This window comes from Nocardia crassostreae, from assembly GCF_001613405.1.
Classification (GTDB): domain Bacteria; phylum Actinomycetota; class Actinomycetes; order Mycobacteriales; family Mycobacteriaceae; genus Nocardia; species Nocardia crassostreae.
In genome coordinates, this window is the sequence record NZ_BDCH01000025.1 from 60,268 (window position 1) to 80,735 (window position 20,468).

The 20,468-nt window shown below is 70.1% G+C and carries 2 protein-coding genes and 2 pseudogenes (1 of these 4 running past the window's edge); all 4 read right to left on the bottom strand.

Annotated features, from left to right (window positions below):
• Window positions 1–3,233 (bottom strand): annotated as a pseudogene (locus NC4_RS45205) (amino acid adenylation domain-containing protein); its annotated part reaches 8,122 nt to the left of the window's first position; the annotation flags it as partial.
• A pseudogene (locus NC4_RS45210) lies at window positions 3,219–8,180 on the bottom strand (amino acid adenylation domain-containing protein); the annotation flags it as partial. The pseudogenes NC4_RS45210 and NC4_RS45205, both read right to left, overlap by 15 nt.
• Window positions 8,180–17,860 carry a non-ribosomal peptide synthetase gene (locus NC4_RS44115; protein WP_067542877.1) on the bottom strand — a complete coding sequence of 3,227 codons (9,681 nt, stop codon included), beginning with the start codon at window positions 17,858–17,860 and terminating at the stop codon, window positions 8,180–8,182. The gene NC4_RS44115 and the pseudogene NC4_RS45210, both read right to left, overlap by 1 nt.
• Complete coding sequence (locus NC4_RS44120) at window positions 17,857–20,457, bottom strand: condensation domain-containing protein (protein WP_067542879.1); 2,601 nt, start codon at window positions 20,455–20,457, stop codon at window positions 17,857–17,859. Before NC4_RS44120 ends, NC4_RS44115 begins: the two co-directional genes overlap by 4 nt.
• Window positions 20,458–20,468 lie beyond the last annotated feature (11 nt).

Below are 20,468 nucleotides of genomic sequence, written 5' to 3' on the forward strand. Positions count from 1 at the left end.
AGCACCACCCAGGCGGACGGGACCATGTAGCCGGGCAACCGCCGGGCCACTTCCGCTTCGACATCATCGACTGATACCTGAACAGACGCCGCAGCGATCAGATAGGCGACGAGCAAGCCTCCCACGCCGTGGTCGTCGCGCACCATGACGACCGCGCGGGCAATGGAATCCAGTGCGGTGAGCGCGGATTCGATCTCGCCTAGCTCGATGCGCAGACCGCGCAGCTTCACCTGGAAGTCGGTGCGGCCCAGGTACGCGATCGAGCCGTCGGCGGCACGGCGCACCAGGTCGCCGGTGCGGTACATGCGTTCACCGGCTCCGAACGGGTTGGCCACGAACCGATCCGCGGTCAGATCCATCCGTCCGGCGTATCCGCGCGCCAGCTGATCGCCCGCGAGATAGAGCTCTCCCGCGATACCCGGCGCGACCGGGTGCAACCGCGAATCCAGCACGTACGCCCGTGCATTCCACACCGGCAGCCCGATCGGCACCGCACCGCTCACGTCGTCCGCGACAGGGGCGTGCGTCGCGTGGACCGTGAATTCGGTGGGCCCGTAGAGGTTGTGCAGTCCGGCGGCGCTCACGCGGCGGATGGCATGCACCACGTCGGCGGTGAGGGCCTCTCCGGCAATGAGCAGCGCCCGCAGCGTGCTCAGCCTGCCCGGATCGGCCGTGCCCGCGAACACGGTCAGCATGGAAGGCACGAACGAGGTCATGGTGACCCGCTCGGCCGCGATCACCTCAGCCAGGTATCGCGGGTCACGATGCCCGTCCGCATCGGCGACGACCATCCGAGCGCCGACGGCCAAGGGGCCGAACAACTCCCACACCGAGACGTCGAAGGTCTGCGGCGTCTTGAAGAGCACGATGTCGGCGGCGGTCATGCCGTATTCGCCGGTGATCCAGCGGATCTGGTTCACCACCGCCGCATGCGGCACGGCCACGCCCTTCGGGCGGCCGGTCGATCCGGATGTGAAGATCACGTACGCGGTATTGGAGGGCCGCAGCGGCGCGATCCGGTCGGCATCGGTGAGCGGAACGGCGTCGTACTCGGCAAGGTCCAGTTCATCCACAACCACGGTGGGGATATCGGTGGCGCACCGGTCGCTCGCGGTGGTGAGCACGCAGACCGGAGCCGCGGTCTCGAGCAGGTGGGCCAGCCGCTCCTCCGGCTGATCCAAGTCCAGCGGCACATAGGCGCCACCGGCTTCGAGGACGGCGTAGGCGGCGACGACCAGCTCCGGTGAGCGCCGCATACCCAGCGCGACAAGCGTTTCCGGTCCCACGCCCGCCTCGACGAGACGGCGCGCCAGACGGTGCACGCGCTCCGCGAACTCGGCATAGGTCAGCTCGGCTCGGCGGGCGTACCCCGCCGGAACGACGAGGGCGGGAGCCTGCGGAGTTCGCTCGGCCTGTGCTCGGAACAGCTCGACGACCGGTTCCTCGGCAATCGGCCGGGCGGTGTCGTTCCAGCCCGTCAGGATTCGGTTCCGCTCGGTGGCGTCCAGCAGTTCGATATCGCCGACCCGGACGGTGCCATCGGCGGCCACGGCTTCCAGCACCCGTGCGAAGCGGGTCGCGAACGATGCCGCCGTGGCGGCGTCGAACAGCTCCGTCGCGTAGCGCAGGCTGCCGGACAGCCCATTGCGCTCCCCCGATTCGGTCATTACCAGGTGCAGGTCGAATTTGACCGCCGGATCGTCGATCTCGAGGGGAGTGACGGTGAGTTCCGGGAGCGTGAGGGCGGGCGCCCGGGTGTTCTCGGTGAGGCTGAGCATGACCTGGAACAGCGGATGCGCACCGGTGGTGCGGTCCACCGCCAGCGCGTCGACCAGGCGCTCGAAGGGCAGTTCGGCATGGGCGAAGGCCGCCAGATCGGTATCGCGCACGCGCGTCAGCAGTTCGGCGAACGACAGCTCACCGTCGACCTCGGTGCGCAGCACCAGCGTATTGACGAACATGCCGATGAGCGCATCCAGTTCACGCTCCCCGCGACCGCCGATCGGCGTTCCGATCGCCACATCGCCGGTACCGCAGAGCCGGGCCAATGTGGTCGCGAAGGCGGCGTGGACGAGCATGAACAGCGTCGCATTGTGCGCGCGGGCCAGCGCACGCAGCCGGGCCGTGACCTCCGGATCGATGGAGAAGTCCACGGCCGCACCGATATTGGCCGCAACCGCCGGGCGCGGGCGGTCGGTGGGCAGCGGCAGCTGCGGAGCCAGTCCGGCGAGCGCGGCCCGCCAGAACTCCAGCTGCTGATACGCCATATCCCCGGACCGCTCCGCCGAACCGAGCGGCGCGTGCTGCCACAGGCTGTAGTCGGCGTACTGCACCGCGAGCGGCTCCCACCCCGGATCGGCGTAGCGCAGCCGCGCGTCGTAGGACCGCATGAGGTCGGCCACCAGCGGTGTCATGGACAACGCGTCGGCGGCAATGTGGTGCACCACGACCACCAGCACGAATTCGGATGCACCGACTTCTTCGCCGGGCTCGATCGCCAGCAACGCGATGCGGGAGGGCAGTTCGCGGGTCACATCGAAGCCCGCCGCGCTCACGGCGGCAATGGCGGCCGGGATCTCGGCCTCCGTCACCGGGACCTGATGCAGGGTGAGGCCGATCTCGGCGGCATCCATAATGCGCTGGTAGGGCCCGAATTCGGTATCCGGGTAGCAGGTGCGCAGCGCTTCGTGGCGGGCCAGCACGTCGAGCACCGCGCGCTCGAGCGCGAGCACGTCCAGGCGGCCGGACAGGCGCAGTACGAGCGGGAGGTTGTAGACGGTGCGCCCACCGTCCTCGCTCTCCATGCGATTGAGGAACCACAGCCGCTGCTGTGCGGGCGAGAGCGGAATGCGCGCGGGCCGGGGCCGCGGGCGCAGGGGCGGGCACGGCGCGGCATCGGATCGCGCCGCGACGGCGGCGGCGAAGCCTTCGACCGTGGCGGTGTCGAACAAGGTGCGTACCGGGATTCGGGCGCCGAGTTCCGCACCGATCCGGGCGGTCACCTTGGTGGCGTCGAGGGAGCTGCCGCCGAGCGCGAAGAAATCGTCGTCCAGGCCCACTCGATCGGTGCGCAGGACCTCGGCGAACACGCCCGCCACCAGGCGCTGTGTGGCATCGACGGGGGCGCGGAAACGCTTGGCCCGCAATACCGGAAGCGGTAGCGCTCTGCGGTCGAGCTTGCCGCTGGTATTGAGCGGGAACTCCGCGAGTTCGACGATGGCCGTCGGCACCATGTACGACGGCAATACCCGGGCCAGCCCGTCTTTCAGCCGATCGAGGTCGAGTCGGGCACCGGAGGCCGGAATCGCGTAGGCGGCCAGATAATCTCCGGTCTCCCCGGTGACCAGCCGGGCCGCCGCCTGGCTCACCGCCGGATCCAGCAGCAGCGCGCTCTCGATCTCCGCGAGTTCGATGCGCTGACCGCGGAATTTGATCTGGAAGTCCGAGCGGCCCAGGTAGACCAGTTCACCGTCCTGATTCCAGGCGACCAGATCGCCGGTGCGGTACATGCGCTGCCCGGCCCGGCCGAACGGGTTGGCCACGAAGCGATCCGAGGTCAGATCGACGCGGCCGTGATAGCCGCGCGCCAATTGCACACCAGCCAGGTACAGCTCGCCGGGCACGCCGATGGGCGCCGGGCGCAGGCGCGCATCGAGGACGTAGACCTCGGAATTCCATTCCGGTTCACCGATCGGAACCGTCGTGGCCTCCTCGCCCGTGGCCTCGCGGGCGGTAATGGAGACGGCCGCCTCGGTGGGGCCGTACAGGTTGTGCAGTCCGGCGTCGCTGACCGCGCGGAAGGCGGCGACGGTTTCCGGCGGCAGTGCCTCGCCGATGGCGAAAACATCGCGCAGCGTGCGTAGTTCGGCGCGCTCGGCATGCGCGGCAAAGACCGCGAGCATGGCGGGCACGAAATCGGTGAGCGTGACACGTTGGCGGGCAATGGTTTCCGCGATGTAGCGGGGATCACGATGACCGTCCGGGGTCGCGACCACGAGGGTCGCGCCCGCGCGCAGCGGCAGGAAGTAACCCCACAGCGAGACATCGAAGGTGGTGGCGGTCTTCTGCAGGTACACGTCGTCGGCGCGCACCCGGTACTCGGACTGCATCCAGGCCAGCTGATTGGCGATGGCACGGTGAGTGACGCTCACGCCCTTGGGTTTTCCGGTCGAGCCGGAGGTGAACAGCACGTATGCCGGGTGATCCGGGAGCAGCGGGGCGCGGTGCTCCCGATCGGTGATCTTGGCGGCCGAGAGGCCGTCCGGCTCCAGCTCGTCGAGGTAGTGCACGGGCACGGTGGCCGTCTCGGGCAGGGCGAATCCATCGCCGTGCGTGGTGAATACCGCGTGCGGGCGGGCCGTGGCCAGAATGTGCCCGACCCGGTCGGCCGGATGGCCCGGGTCCACGGGCACATACGCGCCGCCCGCGCGGAGCACCGCGTACATGGCGACGACCAGATCGACGGAGCGGGCCATGGCCAGTACGACCAGGGCCTCGGGGCCGACGCCGTCCGCGATGAGCAGGCGGGCCAGGCGGTTGGCGCGAGCGGACAGCTCGGCATAGCTGAGCGCGGTGTCGCCGAAGACCAGCGCGGTCACGTCCGGTGTGCGGCTGGCCTGCGCGTCGAAGCCCTCGTGCAGGTAGCGGTCGGCGACCTTGTGGCCGGTGGCATTCCAGCTGGAAAGCACGTAGTCGAGCTCGCCCGCGTCGAGCAGTTCGATATCGCCCACCGGACGGGTGGCGTCGGCGGTGGCGGCGGTCAGTAGCCGGGTGAACTTGGCGGCGAACTCGCGCACCGTGTGGGCGTCGAAGAGGTCGGTGGCGTAGGTGAATTCGATGCGGTAGTCGTCGGCGCCGGTGACGGTCAGCTGCAGGTCGAATTTGGCGAAGCCGGGATCGAACTCGACCGGCTCGGCCGCCAGCCCCGGCAGCACGATCGCCATCTCACCGAGGTTCTGCATGAACAGGGCCACCTGGAACAGCGGATGCCGGTGCTGCGCCCGGGGTGGGTCCAGAACTTCGACCAGGCGCTCGAAGGGCACATCGGCGCGCAGCACCAGGGTATTGACGAACATGCCGACCAGGTCGTCCAGCGCACGGTCGCCGCGACCGGCGACGGGGGCGCCGATGGCGATATCCGTGGTGCCGGAGAGCCGGGCCAGCAGGGCGGCCAGGGCGGCGTGCAGCACCATGAACGGGGTCGCGCGGTGCCGCGCGGCCATGCGGTGCACGGCGGCGGTCAGCTCCGGGCCGAGCGCGGTGTCGAGGGTCGCGCCGCGATAGGTGGACACCGCCGGGCGCGGGCGATCGGCGAGCAGGTCCAGCTGCGCCGGGAGGTCGTCGAGTTCTGTTGTCCAGAACCGGATCTGGCGGGCCGCCGTCGAGTCCGGATCGGCGTCGTCACCCAGCCATTGCCGCTGCCACAGCGCGTAGTCGGCGTACTGCACCGCGAGCGGAGCCCATTCGGGCCGGGCGCCCGCACACCGCGCGGCATAGGCGGTGACGAGGTCGCGCAGCAGCGGGGCCATAGATGCGCCGTCGGCGGCGATATGGTGTGCCACCAGCACCAGCACGTGATCCTCGGCGGCGAGGCGCAGCAGCCGCACGCGCAACGGCGCCTCGGCTGTGACATCGAATCCGGCTGCGGCCGCCTCGATGACAGCGGCGACCAGGCCGTGCTCGGGCACATCGACGGGCGTGAGGTCGACGGCGGGCGCGGGTAGCACAATCTGTGCGGGTCCGGCCGGGGTGAGCGGGTAGCGGGTGCGCAGCGATTCGTGCCGGTCGAGCAGATCGGTGACGGCCGCCGCCAGCGCGGGACGGTCGATCGCACCGCGCAGGCGCAGCGCGAACGGCATATTGTCCACCGCCGCCGGATCGAAACCGGCTGCGGCCGTATCGGAGTCGATCCGGGAGTATTCGTTGAGGAACCACATGCGCTGCTGTGCGGGAGACAGCGGTACGTGCTCGGGGCGCGGCCCGGCTTCCAGCGCCGGGCGCGGTGCGGCTACGGCGGCCGCGTCGGCGAGTGCCGCCAGTGCGGCCACGCTGGGCCGATCGAAGAAGTCGCGCATATCCAGATCGATGCCCAGCGACCGCGCCACCCGCGCTATGGCCCGGGTCGCGATGAGCGAATTGCCGCCGAGGGCGAAGAAGTCGTCGTCCGCGCCGACGCGGTCCACCGCGAGCAACTCCGCGAAGACCGCCGCCACGGCGTGCTCGGCCAGGGTCTCGGGCTCGCGGTATTCGACCGTAGCATCGCCGAACTCGGGTTCCGGGAGCGCGCGGCGATCCAATTTGCCATTGGGGTTCAACGGCATTTCGGCGAGCACCACGAGCAGCGACGGCGCCATGTAGCCGGGCACGTGCGCCCGCACCGCGGTCAGCACGGCGGCGGTATCGAGTTCCTGATCGGCGGCCGCCACCACGTATCCGACCAGCGCTCCGTCCCCGTTCGCCCGGGTGTGCAGCAGCACCGCCGCCTGCGCCACGGCGGCGTGCCGCAGCAGGGCGGCCTCCACCTCGCCCAGTTCGATGCGCAGACCGCGCAGCTTCACCTGGAAGTCGCTGCGGCCCAGGTATTCCAGTTCCGCCGGGCCGCCGTCGACGGCGGGCTGCCAGCGCACCAGATCGCCGGTGCGATACATGCGATCGCCGGGTGCGCCCTCGGGATTGGCGATGAAGCGCTCGGCGGTGAGCGCGGGCCGGGCCACATAGCCCCGGGCCAGCTGCACGCCCGCCAGATACAGTTCGCCGACCACGCCCGGCGGCACCGGCCGCAGATGTTCGTCCAGCACCAGCAGATCGGTGTCGTCGGCAGCCGCGCCGATGGGCACCGTCTCGCGATCGGCGGCCGTGACCTCGTGCGCGGTCACGTCCACGGCGGCCTCGGTCGGGCCGTACAGATTGTGCAGGGTCGCGCCGGACACATCGCGGAACCCGGCGGCCGTCGCGGCGGGCAGCGCCTCACCGGAGGCGAAAACCAAACGCAGGGAGTCGGATACGCCGGTCGCGCCGCGCGCCTCCGTCGCCGCGGCCTCGGCCACGAAGACAGACAGCATGGACGGCACGAAATGCGCGACCGTGACGCCCGCGTCGGCGATGGTGCGCAGCAGATAGGGCGGATCGCGGTGGCCGTCGGGCTCCGCGATCACCAGGCGCGCGCCGACCTGCAAGGGCCAGAAGAACTCCCACACCGAGACGTCGAAGGTGAACGGGGTCTTCTGCAGCACCGCGTCATCGGCGTGCAGCCGGTAGAGCCGTTGCCGCCAGCGCAGATTCGCGACAATGGAGCGGTGCGATACGGCCACGCCCTTGGGGCGGCCGGTGGAGCCCGAGGTGAAGATGACGTAGGCGATATTGTCGCCGTCGGGCTGGGCGAGCTCCGGATCCTCGCTCGGCGAGAGGGCCGCCGATGCCGCGGCATCCGGCTCGCCCGCCTCGAATTCGTCGATGCGCAGCACCGGGACCGCGGCGTCGAACTCCGGCTGGTCCGCCGTGGTGGTGAGCACCACGGCCGGTGCGGCGGTGGCCAGCACATAGGAGATGCGCTCGGCCGGATGATCGGGGTCGACCGGCACATAGCCGCTGCCCGCCTTCAGAATCGCGTACATGCCGACGAGCAGTTCGATCGAGCGGCGCATCGCCAGGTCGACCAGCGCATCCGGGCCGACGCCGAGTTGCCGTAGCCGCCGGGCCAGCGCATTGGCCCGGGCGTCGAATTCGGCGTAGGTGAGCGTGATTTCACCGAATTGCAGGGCGATGGCGTCCGGGGTGCGCCGCACCTGCTTCTCGAACAGCGTGACCAGCGTTTCGATGGGCGCGAGATCCGGTGTCAGCACCCCGGCGGCCGCGTCGAGGGCGTCCGCGAGCAGGTCTTCCAGCACGGTGGCGAGCGCGCCCGCCGCGCCCGCCATGAGGCCGGGCAGCTGACCGGACAGCACCACCTGCACCAGCGCGTCCGGTTCCAGCGCGCCGCCCATGGCCTCGGCCAGCGCCCCGAGCTCGGTGGCCAGCACCGCATAGCTGAGGGCGGCGTCGCCGTCGCGCACGGCGATCCGCTCCGGTTCCAGCCCGGCCACGATATCGATGAGATTCGGCAGGTCCGCAATGCCGTAGGCGCGGCGCAAGGCCGCTCGGTTGCCGAAGCGGGTGAGGGCGACCGACTCTGCGTGATACATCAGTGGTTTCCTTCCGACGTGCTTTCCGAGCGGATGACCAGGGCGTGCGCGTCCGCGGACAAGGTGTGCAGCGCCTCGGCCAGACCGGCCGCGCCGAGGGCGGCCAGCATGCCGGGCGACAGCCCGGCGAGTGCGACATTCACCAGCGCTTCCGGTTTCGCCGCGGGGCCCATGGCGCGGGCGACGGCGGCGAGTTTGTCGGCGAGATCGCGGTAGGTGACGGCGTGGGCGCCGTGTGCGACGGCGACGGCATCGGGGGCGAGGGCCGCCGCGGCGGCGATCAACTCCGGTAGCGGGGGCGAATCCGTGGGCGATATCGCGGCCATTGCGCGAGATGCGCTGCCGCCGCGCCGGTTCCGCTCCGCATCGGTGCGGATGTCGATCGAGCGCACGGCTGCCGCCGGATCGGCGGCAATGGCGCGCAGCACGCGCAGTAGCCGCTCCGCCAGCAAGCCGATGGTGCTCGCGCCGAAAATATCCGCGGCATAGGCGAATCGCATGCGCAGGCCGATGACCCGCCCGGACTCGTCGCAGCACTCCATACCGGTGAGCTGGAGATCGAACTTGGCCTCGCCCAGGCTCGGTTCCAGCACCTCGACCGCCAGGCCGGGGAGCTCCACCGCGCCCGCGGGCAGGTTCTGGAAGGTGAGCATCACCTGGAACAGCGGCGTGAACGCGCTGGAGCGGGTGCGTCCGGTGTGCTGCAGGACGGCCTCGACCACCCGCTCGAACGGGACGTCGGCCCGCGCGAAGGCGGCCAGATCCCGATCCCGCACCTGCCGCAGCAGCTGCTCGAAGGACGCCCGGCCGTCCACCTCGGTGCGCAGCACCACGGTATTGACGAACATGCCGATCAGGTCGTCCAGCACGCGCTCACCTCGACAGGCGACCGGGACGCCGATCGAAATATCCTGCTGTCCGGAGAGTTTGGCCAGCAGCACCGCGAAAGCGGCGTGCACCACGCCGAACAGCGTGGTCCCGTGCTCGCGGGCGAGGCTCACGAGAGTCGCGGTGAGTTCCACGCCGACCTCGAAATCAATGGTCTCGCCCCGCATCTCGCGGCGAGCGGGCCGCGCCCGATCAGTCGGCAGCGCCAGCTGTTCCGGCGCGGAGGACAATTCGTCGATCCAGAACCGCAGCTGTTTCGACAGCAGACTCTCCGGATCGGCATCGGCCCCGAGCAGTTCCCGCTGCCAGGCCGAGTAGTCGCCGTACTGGATCTCCAACGGCGTCCACTCGGGCGGCAGGCCACCCACCCGGCTCGCGTACGCGGTCATCAGATCCCGTGTCATCGGCGCTATCGAATACCCGTCGGCGGCAATGTGATGCAGCACGACCACCAGCACATGCTCGGCCGGAGCGACCCGCAGCAGCCGCGCCCGCACCGGCGGATCCGCGGCGACGTCGAATCCCGCGGCCACGATCTCCGCCAGCCGCGCATCGATATCCTCGTGCGCCACCGGAACCGGTGTGAGATCGAACCGCGTCTCGTCCACCGCGAGCACCTGCTGTACCGGCTCGCCATCCACCTCGGGATACCGGGTCCGCAGAATCTCGTGCCGCCCCAGCACATCCCGCAGTGCGGCGGCCAGCGCAATGTCATCGAGCGCGCCGGTGAGCCGAATCGCCGCGGGCACATGGTAGGCCGCCGAATTCGGCTGCAACCGATTCAGCACCCACATCCCCTGCTGCGCCAGCGACAGCGGAGCCGGTCCTGCCCCGCTCCGGCGAACCGGAACCAGCCGTGCGTCTTCCGGCTCCGCACTCGCGACCCACTCGGCCAGCGCCCCCACGGTCGGCGCTTCGAACACCGCCGCCACCGGAATGCGCACCCCGATATCGGAGCCGAGTCGCGCCGCCAGCCGGGTCGCCATGAGCGAATTCCCGCCCAGCGCGAAGAAATCGGAGTCCAGACCGATTGCTGCGACGTCGGCCGACTCGACACCGCGCACTTCGGCGAAGGCGGCGGCAATCCGGCATTCGAGCTCGGTGACCGGAGCGCGGAACACTGGTCGAGTGCCGATCGGCTCGGGCAGCCGGGAGCGGTCGATCTTTCCGTTGGCATTGAGCGGCAGCGCGTCCAGCACGACGATCTCGGCCGGAATCATGTACTTGGGCAACTCCGCACCGAGCGCGACGCGCAATGCCGCCGCCACCTCGCCACACCTGCCCGGATCGGTTTCGGGCACCGCGGCATAGGCCACCAAGCGGGCCCCGGTGTCGCCCATGGTGTGAGCCACCGCCACCGCGGCACTCACCCCGGCCTGGCGGCGCAGCGCGGTTTCCACCTCGCCAAGCTCGATCCGGAAACCACCGATCTGCACCTGGAAATCGGCGCGGTCCAGGTACTCGAGGACCCCGTCGGCATTCCAGCGCACGATATCGCCGGTTCGGTACATGCGGCCCGACCCGTGCGGATCGGCCACGAAACGCTCCGCCGTGAGCGCCGCCCGGCCGAAGTACCCGCGAGCCAACTGCGCACCCGCCAAATACAGTTCACCGGGCACCCCGACCGGCACCGGCCGCAGCCGGGCATCGAGCACATGCACCCGGCTGTTCCACGCGGGCGCGCCGATCGGCACCGTGTGGCCCGGCCGCTCCCGCACCTCGAACGCGGTAATCGAAACCGCCGCCTCGGTGGGTCCGTACAGGTTGAAAAGCCGTGCACCCTGGCCGCCCGAACGCGGACGAGCGACCGTGCCCAGGAAGTCCGCGGCTGTGCTCGCGGGTAGGGCCTCGCCGATCGCGAGGACCGCACGGACCGATGCGGGCAGCGGGCCCTGAGCGAGGAGCATGCCGAGCAGCGCGGGGACCGGGTGTAGGACCGTGACGGCGTGCCGTTCCATCAGTGCCCGCAGGCGGTCCGGGTCGCGCTCGTGGCCCGGTTCGGTGACGACGAGGCTGCCGCCGGTGACCAGGGGCGACCAGAACTCCCAGACGGAAAGGTCGAAGGTGGCGGGGGTTTTGAGCAGGGCACGGTCATTGCAGTCGAGCTGGAAAGTGTCTCGCAGCCAGCGCAATTGGTTCGTCACCGCGGCGTGGGTGATGGCCACGCCCTTCGGTTTGCCGGTCGAGCCGGAGGTGAAGATGACGTAAGCCGGGTTGTCGGCCCGCAGCGGGCGAACCCGGTCGGCGTCCGTGATCGGCGCCGGTGCGAAGGCGGTCGGATCGAGCCGGTCGATCTCGTGCACGGGCCGGTCCGTCACGAACGGCGCGCCGTCGGCGGCGTTCGTGAGCACGCAGACCGGAGCGGCGGTCTCCATGATGTCAGCAATGCGGTCGGCGGGGTGGTCCGGGTCGATCGGCACATAGGCGGCACCGGCCTTGACCACCGCGTACATGGCGACCACCAGATCGGTCCCGCGCCGCATGGCCAGCACCACGGTGGCCTCCGGGCCGACGCCGTCGGCGATGAGGCGACGGGCGAGCCGGTTGACCCGGGCATCGAATTCGACATAGGTGAGGACGATTTCGCCGGTGGCGTCGAGCAGGGCGACGGCGTCGGGGGTGGCCGCGACCTGGGCGTCGACCAGATCGGCGAGGGTGGCGGGAGGCAGGGGGTGCGCCGTCGTGTTCCACTCGGCCACTTGCCGCCGTTGCTCCGCACCAAGGAGGTCGATATCGCCCACGACCGTGTCCGGTCGTGCCGCAATGGTTTCCAGTAGCAGACCGAAAGCGGTGACGATGCGCTGGGCCGTGGGCTCGGCGAACAGGTCCGTGGCGTAGCCGAGGGTCAGGTCGAGACCGGCGGGGTTGCCGCCTGCTCCGTAGTGGTCGACGGCGAATAGGTGCAGTTCGAATTGGGCTGTGCCGTTGTCGTATTCGATTTCGGTGATGGTGAGGCCGGGCAGGCGGAGTCGCGCGCGGTCGTGGTTCTGGAAGGACAGACCCACCTGGAACAAGGGGTGGCGGGCGGTGGAGCGCTCCGGGTTGAGGACCTCCACCAGGCGCTCGAAGGGGACGTCCGCGTGCGAGAGCGCCGCTACGTCGGCCGCGCGCACCCGGGCCAGCAGGCCGGTAAAAGGTTCGGCGGCGTCGACCTGGGCGCGCAGGACCAGGGTGTTGACGAACATGCCGATCACGTCGTCGAGTGCGGCGTCGCCGCGTCCGGCGATCGGGGTGCCCACGGCGATATCGGTGGTTCCGGACAGCCTGGCGAGCAGGGCGGCGAAGGCGGCGTGGACCACCATGAACAGGGTCGCGCCGTGACGACGGCCCAAATCGCTCAGGCGGGAGTGCAGTTCGGCATCGACGTGGAGGTCGACGTGGCCACCGCGCAGGCTCTGCCGGGCGGGGCGGGGATGGTCGGTCGGCAGATTCAGTTGGTCCGGCAGTCCGGCGAGGACGGTCCGCCAGCAGGACAGTTGCCGGGTGGCGGTCGAACCGGCGTCGTCCTCGGAGCCGAGCAGGGTGCGCTGCCAGAGAGCGTAGTCGGCGTACTGGATGGCGAGCGGGGCCCAGGAGGGCTCCGCACCGGTCAGGCGCGCTTCGTAGGCCAGTACGAGGTCCCGGACGAACGGAACGAGCGAGGATCCGTCGGCCGAGATGTGGTGCAGCACACCGGCGAGCACATGGTCGCCGTCGGCCGCGCCATCACTGTCCACGATGCGGAACAGCCGCACCCGGACGGGGATATCGGTGGTCACATCGAAGGAGGTGGTGGCGATCTCGTGGATCCGCTGGGCCAGCGCGGTTTCCGCGACATAGATCGCGCGCAGTGACGAGACGGCCTGTGCCGCAGGAAGAATCACCTGCACGGGTCCGTCGGCCGTCTCGGGATAGACGGTGCGCAGCGTCTCGTGGCGTTCGATCACATCCGCGAGCGCGGCGTCGAGGGCGAGCGCATCCAGCTCACCGGACAGCCGCAGCGCCAGCGGGATGTTGTACGCGGTGGAGGCGCGATCGAAGCGGTTGATGAACCACATGCGCTGCTGCGCCGGGGACAGCGGGAGCCCATCCGGGCGAGCGCCCGCCGCCAGCACGGGACGCGGGCCCGTCCCATCGGTTCCGGCGCGCGCCGCCAGCGCCGCCACGACCGGCGCTTCGAACAGGGCGCGCACCCCGACCGTCACACCGAGCGCGGCGCCGATCCGGGCGACCGCCTTGGCGGCGAGCAGCGAACCGCCGCCGAGCGCGAAGAAGTCGTCGTCCGCGCCGACCAGCTCGAGACCGAGCACATCGGCGTACACACCCGCGACGATCTCCTCGGCAAAGGTGGCGGGCTTGCGATAGGCGGTGGTCTCGAACACCGGGGCCGGTAGGGCCGTTCGATCCAGCTTTCCATTGACGGTCAATGGGATTCGATCGACCGCCACAATGGCGGTGGGCACCATGTGCTCGGGCAGCTCGCGTGCGACCGCCTGCCGCAGCGCGGCGGCGTCGAGTACCCGCGACGGCCGCGCGCTCTCGGCGAGCGGTACCACGTACCCGACAATGCGGGCCTCGCCCACGGTCTCGTCGTGGCGCACGACCACCGCCGCCTCGAGCACCTCCGGCCGTGCGAGCAATGCCGCCTCGATCTCGCCGAGCTCGATGCGGAAGCCGCGCAGGTTCACCTGCTGATCGGCGCGGCCCAGATACTCCAGATCGCCCTCGGCCGTCCAGCGGGCCAGATCGCCGGAGCGGTAGGCCGGGGTTCCGGGCGGGCCGTACGGATCGGCCACGAAGCGGGCCGCGGTCAGCGCCGGGCGGCCGAGATAGCCGCGCGCCAATTGCCCACCGGAGACATATATTTCGCCCGGCACGCCCACCGGCACCGGCCGCAGCCGCGCATCCCGTACACGCACCCGCAGTCCCGCCAGCGCACCGCCGATCACGCTGGCCGCACCCGTCTCCGGGCCGATAGGCCGGTGCGAGACGTGCACCGTGGTCTCGGTGATGCCGTACATATTGACCAGCGCGGGCCGCTCCGGATGCCGTGCGAACCAGCCGGTGAGCCGCTGCGGTTCCAGGGCCTCACCGCCGAAGATCACGCAGCGCAGCGCGAGTTCGTCGCTCGCCTCGGCATCCGCGGCCATGAGCTGGTAGAACGCCGAGGGCGTCTGGTTCAGCACCGTCACGCGCTGCTCGGCGAGCAGTGCGCGGAACTGCTGCGGCGACCGGGAAGTGAAGTAGTCGACCACGATCATGCTGCCGCCGTGCAGCAGCGCGCCCCACAGCTCCCAGACCGAGAAATCGAAGGCATGGGAGTGGAACAGCGTCCACACGTCGGCGGGGCCGAATTCGTAGTGGCGGCGGGTGTTGTCGAGCAGCCGGATCACATTGCGGTGCGGGATGACCACGCCCTTGGGGCGGCCGGTGGAGCCGGAGGTGTAGATGACGTATGCGGTATTGGCCGGATCCAGCGGGGCCCGGCGGTCGCGGTCGGTCACCGGAGCGGAGTCGACACCCGCGAGGTCCACGACATCGAGATCGATGACCGGGCCGCCGAACCAGCCCGCGGGCAGGTCGGCCGCACCGCTGGTGACGGCGCACACCGGGCGGGCATCGTCCAGCACGTATTCGATGCGATCGGCCGGGTAGGCGGGATCGATCGGCAGATAGCCGCCACCGGCCTTGACCACCGCCAGTACCGCGACAACCATATCGGCGGTGCGCGGAAGCGCCACGGCCACCAGCGATTCCGGTCCGACACCTGCTGCGATCAACCGCCGCGCGAGCCGGTTGGCGCGCTCGTCGACCTCGGCGTAGGTCAGCACGGTCTCCGCGATCCGCACCGCGACCGCCTGCGGATGCGCGGCCGCCACGAGTGCGAAACGCTCTGCGAGGGTGGTGTTCTCGGCCGCATCCGCACCCGTGGCCGACCACTCGTACAGCGCCCGCCGCTGCTCCTCACCGCTCAGCAGCTGAATATCGCCGACCACCACGGTCCGGTCCGCGGCCACCGCTGCCAGCACCTGCTCGAACCGCCGGGCCAGCACCGAAATCCCCTGGGCCTCGAAAAGATCCGTGGCGTAGACGATCTCGATATCCATACTGCCCGCGCGACCGTCGGCGGCACGGGTTTCCACGACCGTGAACTGGAGATCGAACTTGGCCACCCCCGCGTCCACCGGTTCCGGCCGCATCCGCAGCCCGGGCAGCGCCACGGCGGGCAGTTCGTAGTTGTGGAAGGTGAGCGCCACCTGGAACAGCGGATGCCGGTTCTGCGCCCGCGCCGGGGCCAGAGCCTCCACCAACCGCTCGAACGGCAGATCGGCATGCGACAGGGCCGCGATATCGCCCTCGCGCACCGTATCCAGCACGGTGGCGAATCCGGCGCGCGGATCGATCTCGGTGCGCAACACCAGCGTATTGACGAACATGCCGACCAGGCCGTCCAGCGCCTGCTCGCCGCGCCCCGCGACCGGGGTGCCGATGGCGATATCCGCACTGCCCGACAACCGGGCCAGCAGGACCGCCAGCGCCGCGTGCACCGTGCTGAACAGCGTGGTGTCGTGCTTGCGCGCCAGCTCCGCCAGTTCACCGTGCAGATCCGAGTCGATGCCCAGCCGGTGACTGCCGCCGCGCAGCGACGACACCGCCGGGCGCGGGCGATCCACCGGCAGCTCCAATTGCTCGGGCAGCCCCGCCAGCCGTGTCCGCCAGAAGTCCAGCTGCCCGTGCAGCGCGGCCCCCGGATCGTCCTCGGACCCGAGCGATTCCGCCTGCCACAGCGTGTAATCCGCGTACCGCACCGGCAGCGGATACCAGGCGGGCGGCTTGCCGTCCCGCCGAGCCGAGTACGCCGTCAGGAAATCGGCCGCCAGCGGTCCGAGCGAGAACCCGTCCGCACTGATGTGATGCACGACCAGCACCAGCACGTGGTCGGTCTCGGAACTACTGAAAAGTGCGGCGCGCAAGGGTGTTTCACGAGTCCGGTCGAATCCGACACCAGCCAGCGCCGCCACCCGCCCGGCCACCTCGCCCGCCGAAACGGCGGCATGAATCAAGGCCGTCGCGGCCGCGGCCCGCACCCGCTGCTCCGGCCCGTCCGGGCCGTCCGGATAGACGGTGCGCAAGCTCTCGTGCCGCTCCACCACATCCCGCAGCGCGGCATTGAGCACCGCCGCATCCACCACACCGGAAATCCGCAGGGCCAGTGGAATATTGTCGGCGGCCGCACCCGGACCCACCCCGGACGCGGTAGCCCAATACCGATTGAGGAACCACATCCGCCGCTGGGCATACGACAACGGCAACCGCTCCGGCCGCGGCTCCACCGCCCGCAACGGAATCCGATTGCCCCGCCCCGACCGACTCTCGGCCCGCGCGGCCAGCAGCGCCACGGTCGGAGCCTCGAACAGATCCCGCACCGACAATTCGGCATCCAGCGCCGCACCCACCCGGGCCACCGCGCGCGCCGCCAGCAGGGAACTGCCGCCGAGCCCGAAGAAGTCGTCATCCGCGCCCACCGAGCGCGACGCGCCGGAGCCGCCGCGACCGAGCAGATCACCGAATACCCCGGCCACAATCTCCTCGGCGACCGTCCCCGGCCTGCGATAGGCGGTGGTCTCGAACACCGGCGCGGGCAATGCCGCCCGATCCAACTTGCCGGACGCATTAAGCGGCAAAGCATCCAACACCACGACGGCAGCCGGAACCATATAGCCCGGCAGCGCCCGCGCCAGCGCGGAGCGCACCGACTCCGGAGCGATGTCCGCGCCGGGCACCGGCACCACGTACCCCACCAGCCGCGCCTCGGCTTCCGCTGCCGCACCACCGTATTCACCCCGCCCGGAAGCGCCGCGCACCATCACGACCGCCTGCGCGACACCCGGTTGCGCCAGCAGCGCGGCCTCGATCTCGCCGAGCTCGATCCGCAATCCACGCAACTTCACCTGAAAGTCGTTGCGCCCCAGGCACTCCAGATCACCATCGTGATTCCGGACCACCAGATCGCCCGTCCGATACATGCGCTCGCCCAGCTCGAACGGGTTGGCCACGAAGCGGTCCGCCGACAGATCGGCCCGGCCCACATACCCGCGAGCCAACTGCCCGCCCGCCAGATACAACTCACCCGCGATCCCCGGTCCCACCGGGCGCAGCCGCGAATCCAGCACATAAACCCGCGTGTTCCACACCGGACGCCCGATCGGCACCGAAACACCGTCACCATCGCCCACCTCGTGGAAGGTGACATCCACCGCGGCCTCGGTCGGCCCATACAGGTTGTGCACCCGCGCCCCGGTGAGCGCCCGCATCCGCTGCGCAGTCGCCGCAGGCAGCACCTCACCCGAGGCGAACACCTGCCGCAGCGCCTCTGCACCGTGACTTGCGGGCCGACTCTCGTCATCCCGGCCCGCCTTCGGCCAGGATCCACTGCGGTATTCCGGCCGAACCCGCGCCAGAACAGCGGACGAGGACGCGACGGCGGGCTCACCGCCGAGGGCGGCTACGAAGACCGACAGCATCGACGGCACGAAGTGCGCGGTCGTGATGCCCTCTTCGGCAATGATCCGCGCCAGATACGCCGGGTCGCGGTGGCCGTCCGGCTTAGCGACCACCAGGCGCGCACCGGTCTGCAACGGCCAGAAGAACTCCCACACCGACACATCGAAGGTGGCCGGAGTCTTCTGCAAGACAGCGTCATCCGAACCGATCGGGTACTCGGCCTGCATCCACAGCAGACGGTTCACGATCGCGCCGTGCTCGACCGCCACACCCTTCGGGCGACCCGTCGAACCGGACGTGAAGATCACGTACGCGGTGTGCGACTCCCGCAGGGGGGGGCCACGCGTTCCGCATCGGTGACCGGAGCTTCCGAGTAAGCCGACAGGTCGAGGGCGTCGATCCGCAACACCGCGCCCGCCCCGGCCCCTGTCATTCCATCGCGCTCTCGGCCGAAACCGTATCGCGCCGAGGTCAGCACGCACTGCGGCTTCGCGATGTCCAGCACATACCGGTTGCGCTCCTCCGGATGATCCGGATCCAGCGGCACGTACGCGCCACCGGCCGTGATGACGGCGTACATGCCGATCACCAGATCGAGCGACCGGCGCATACCCAGGGCGACAAGCGAATCCGGTCCCACACCCTGCGCAATGAGGTAGCGGGCCAGCTTGTTCACGCGCGCGGAGAACTCGGCGTAGGACAGAGTTGTCCCCTCGAAGGTGATCGCGGGGGTGTTCGGGCTGGTCGATGCCTGTGCCTCGAAGAGCGAACCCAGCGTCGCGGGCGCACCTTCGGGCAGGACGTGTACGAGGTCGAATGCGGTGTCGTTCCAGCTGCTGAGCACCTGCTCGCGTTCATCGGCGACCAGCAGCTCGATATCGCCGATCGGCTGCTCCGGGTCGGTGGTGACCGCATCCAGGATCAGGTCCAGCCGCCGAGCCAGCGCCGCTATTGTCCGTTCGTCGAAAAGATCTGTGGCATCGGTGAACACGGCATCGACGTCGCCCGTCCGGCCCGGTTCATCCCACACCGTCAGCTGCAGGTCGAACTTCGCGGTCCGGGTGTCGATGTCCAGCCGCGCGACCTCCAGACCTGCCAGCTCGAGCGCGGGCTGCGCGGTGTTCTGGAAGTCCAGCACCACCTGGAACAACGGATGCAGCCCGGGTGACCGCACCGGATTCAGCGCCTCCACCAGCCGCTCGAACGGCACATCCGCGTGCGCGAAGGCTCGCAGATCGGTATTGCGGACGCTCGCGACCAGCTCGCGGAAGGACTGCGCCGCAACCACTTCCGTGCGCAATGCCAGCGTATTGACGAACATGCCGACGAGCCCGTCGAGCGCCTGCTCGCCGCGGCCCGCCACCGGGGTGCCGATCGCAATATCGCTCTGCCCCGAGACTTTCGACAACAGCGCGGCGAAGGCGGCATGCATCACCATGAACAGCGAGGCTTGGCAGTCCTCCGCGATCACGCGCAGTCGCCGCCGCAGCTCCCCGTCCAGCGTGAACTCGAATCGTGCACCCCGCCCGGACACCGTGCCCGGCCGCGGCCGCTCGGCGGGCAGCGCCAACTCCGGCGCCATCCCGGCCAGCCCCTCCCGCCAGAACCGAATCTGCCGCGCCAGCAGCGATTCCGAATCCTCGACGTCACCGAGTACCTCCCGCTGCCACAGCGTGTAGTCGGCGTACTGCACCGGCAGTGGCTCCCACTCCGGCGCGCCACCCGCGCATCGCGCCGCATACGCGGTCATGAGGTCGCGAGTCAGCGGTGCGATGGACCAGCCGTCGGCCGCGATGTGATGCACCGCGAAGACCAGCACGTGCTCGGCCGCCACCGATGCGGCACGATCCGCAGGCACGACGCGGAGCAGGGTCAGACGCAGGGGTACCTGATCGGTCACGGTGAAGGGCTGGGCCGCGACGTCGCGGATGCGGGCGGCGACCGCGTCCGGGTGGATGGTTTCGGGGGTGAGGTCGTGGGTGAGGTCGGTGGGCGGCAGGACGGTTTGGTGGCCGATGCCATCCACGGCCGGGTAGACGGTGCGCAGGGTTTCGTGGCGGGTGATCACGTCGGTGATCGCGGCGTTCAGGGCCGGGTGGTCGAGGGGGCCTGTGAGGCGGATGGCGGCGACCAGGTTGTCAGCGACCGAGTTCGAGTCGAAGTGGTTGAGGAACCACATGCGCCGCTGCGCGTAGGAGAGCGGGATGCGGTCCGGGGTCTTGCCGCGCTCCAGGGCGACCAGGGGTTTGCGGGGTTCGGCGGCGCCGCGGCGCAGGTGGGCGGACAGGCCCGCGACGGTCGGGTGCTCGAAGAGCGCCCGGACCGGGACATCGGCATCCAGGACGGCCGCGAGGCGGGCCGAAATCTGGGTCGCCAGCAGCCAGTTGCCGCCGAGGGCGAAGAAGTCGTCGTCCAGGCCGACCTGTTCGGCGGCGAGCACCTCGGCGAAGACCGTGGCGACCGCGCGCTCGGCGGGAGTGACGGGGGCGCGGAAGGCGCGGGCGCGCAGTTCCGGTTCGGGCAGGGCCTTGCGATCCAGCTTGCCGGACGGGGTGAGGGGCATCCGGTCCAGGTGCACATAGGCGGTGGGGACCATGTAGGACGGGAGGACGGCACGCAGCCGCTCGCCGAGAATGTCGGTGAGGTCGGCCTCCGGCAGATCGGTGACCACGTAGGCGACCAGCAGTTCACCGGTACGGTGTTTGTGGACGGTCACGGCCGCGGCGCGGACCTCGGGCGCGGCGGCCAGCGCCGCCTCGATCTCGCCGAGTTCGATGCGCTGACCGCGCAGTTTGACCTGGAAGTCGCTGCGGCCCAGGTATTCCAGCTCACCGCGGCGGGTGCGGCGGACCAGGTCGCCGGTGCGATACAGGCGAGAACCGAACGGTCCGTATGGATTTGCCACAAAGCGCTCGG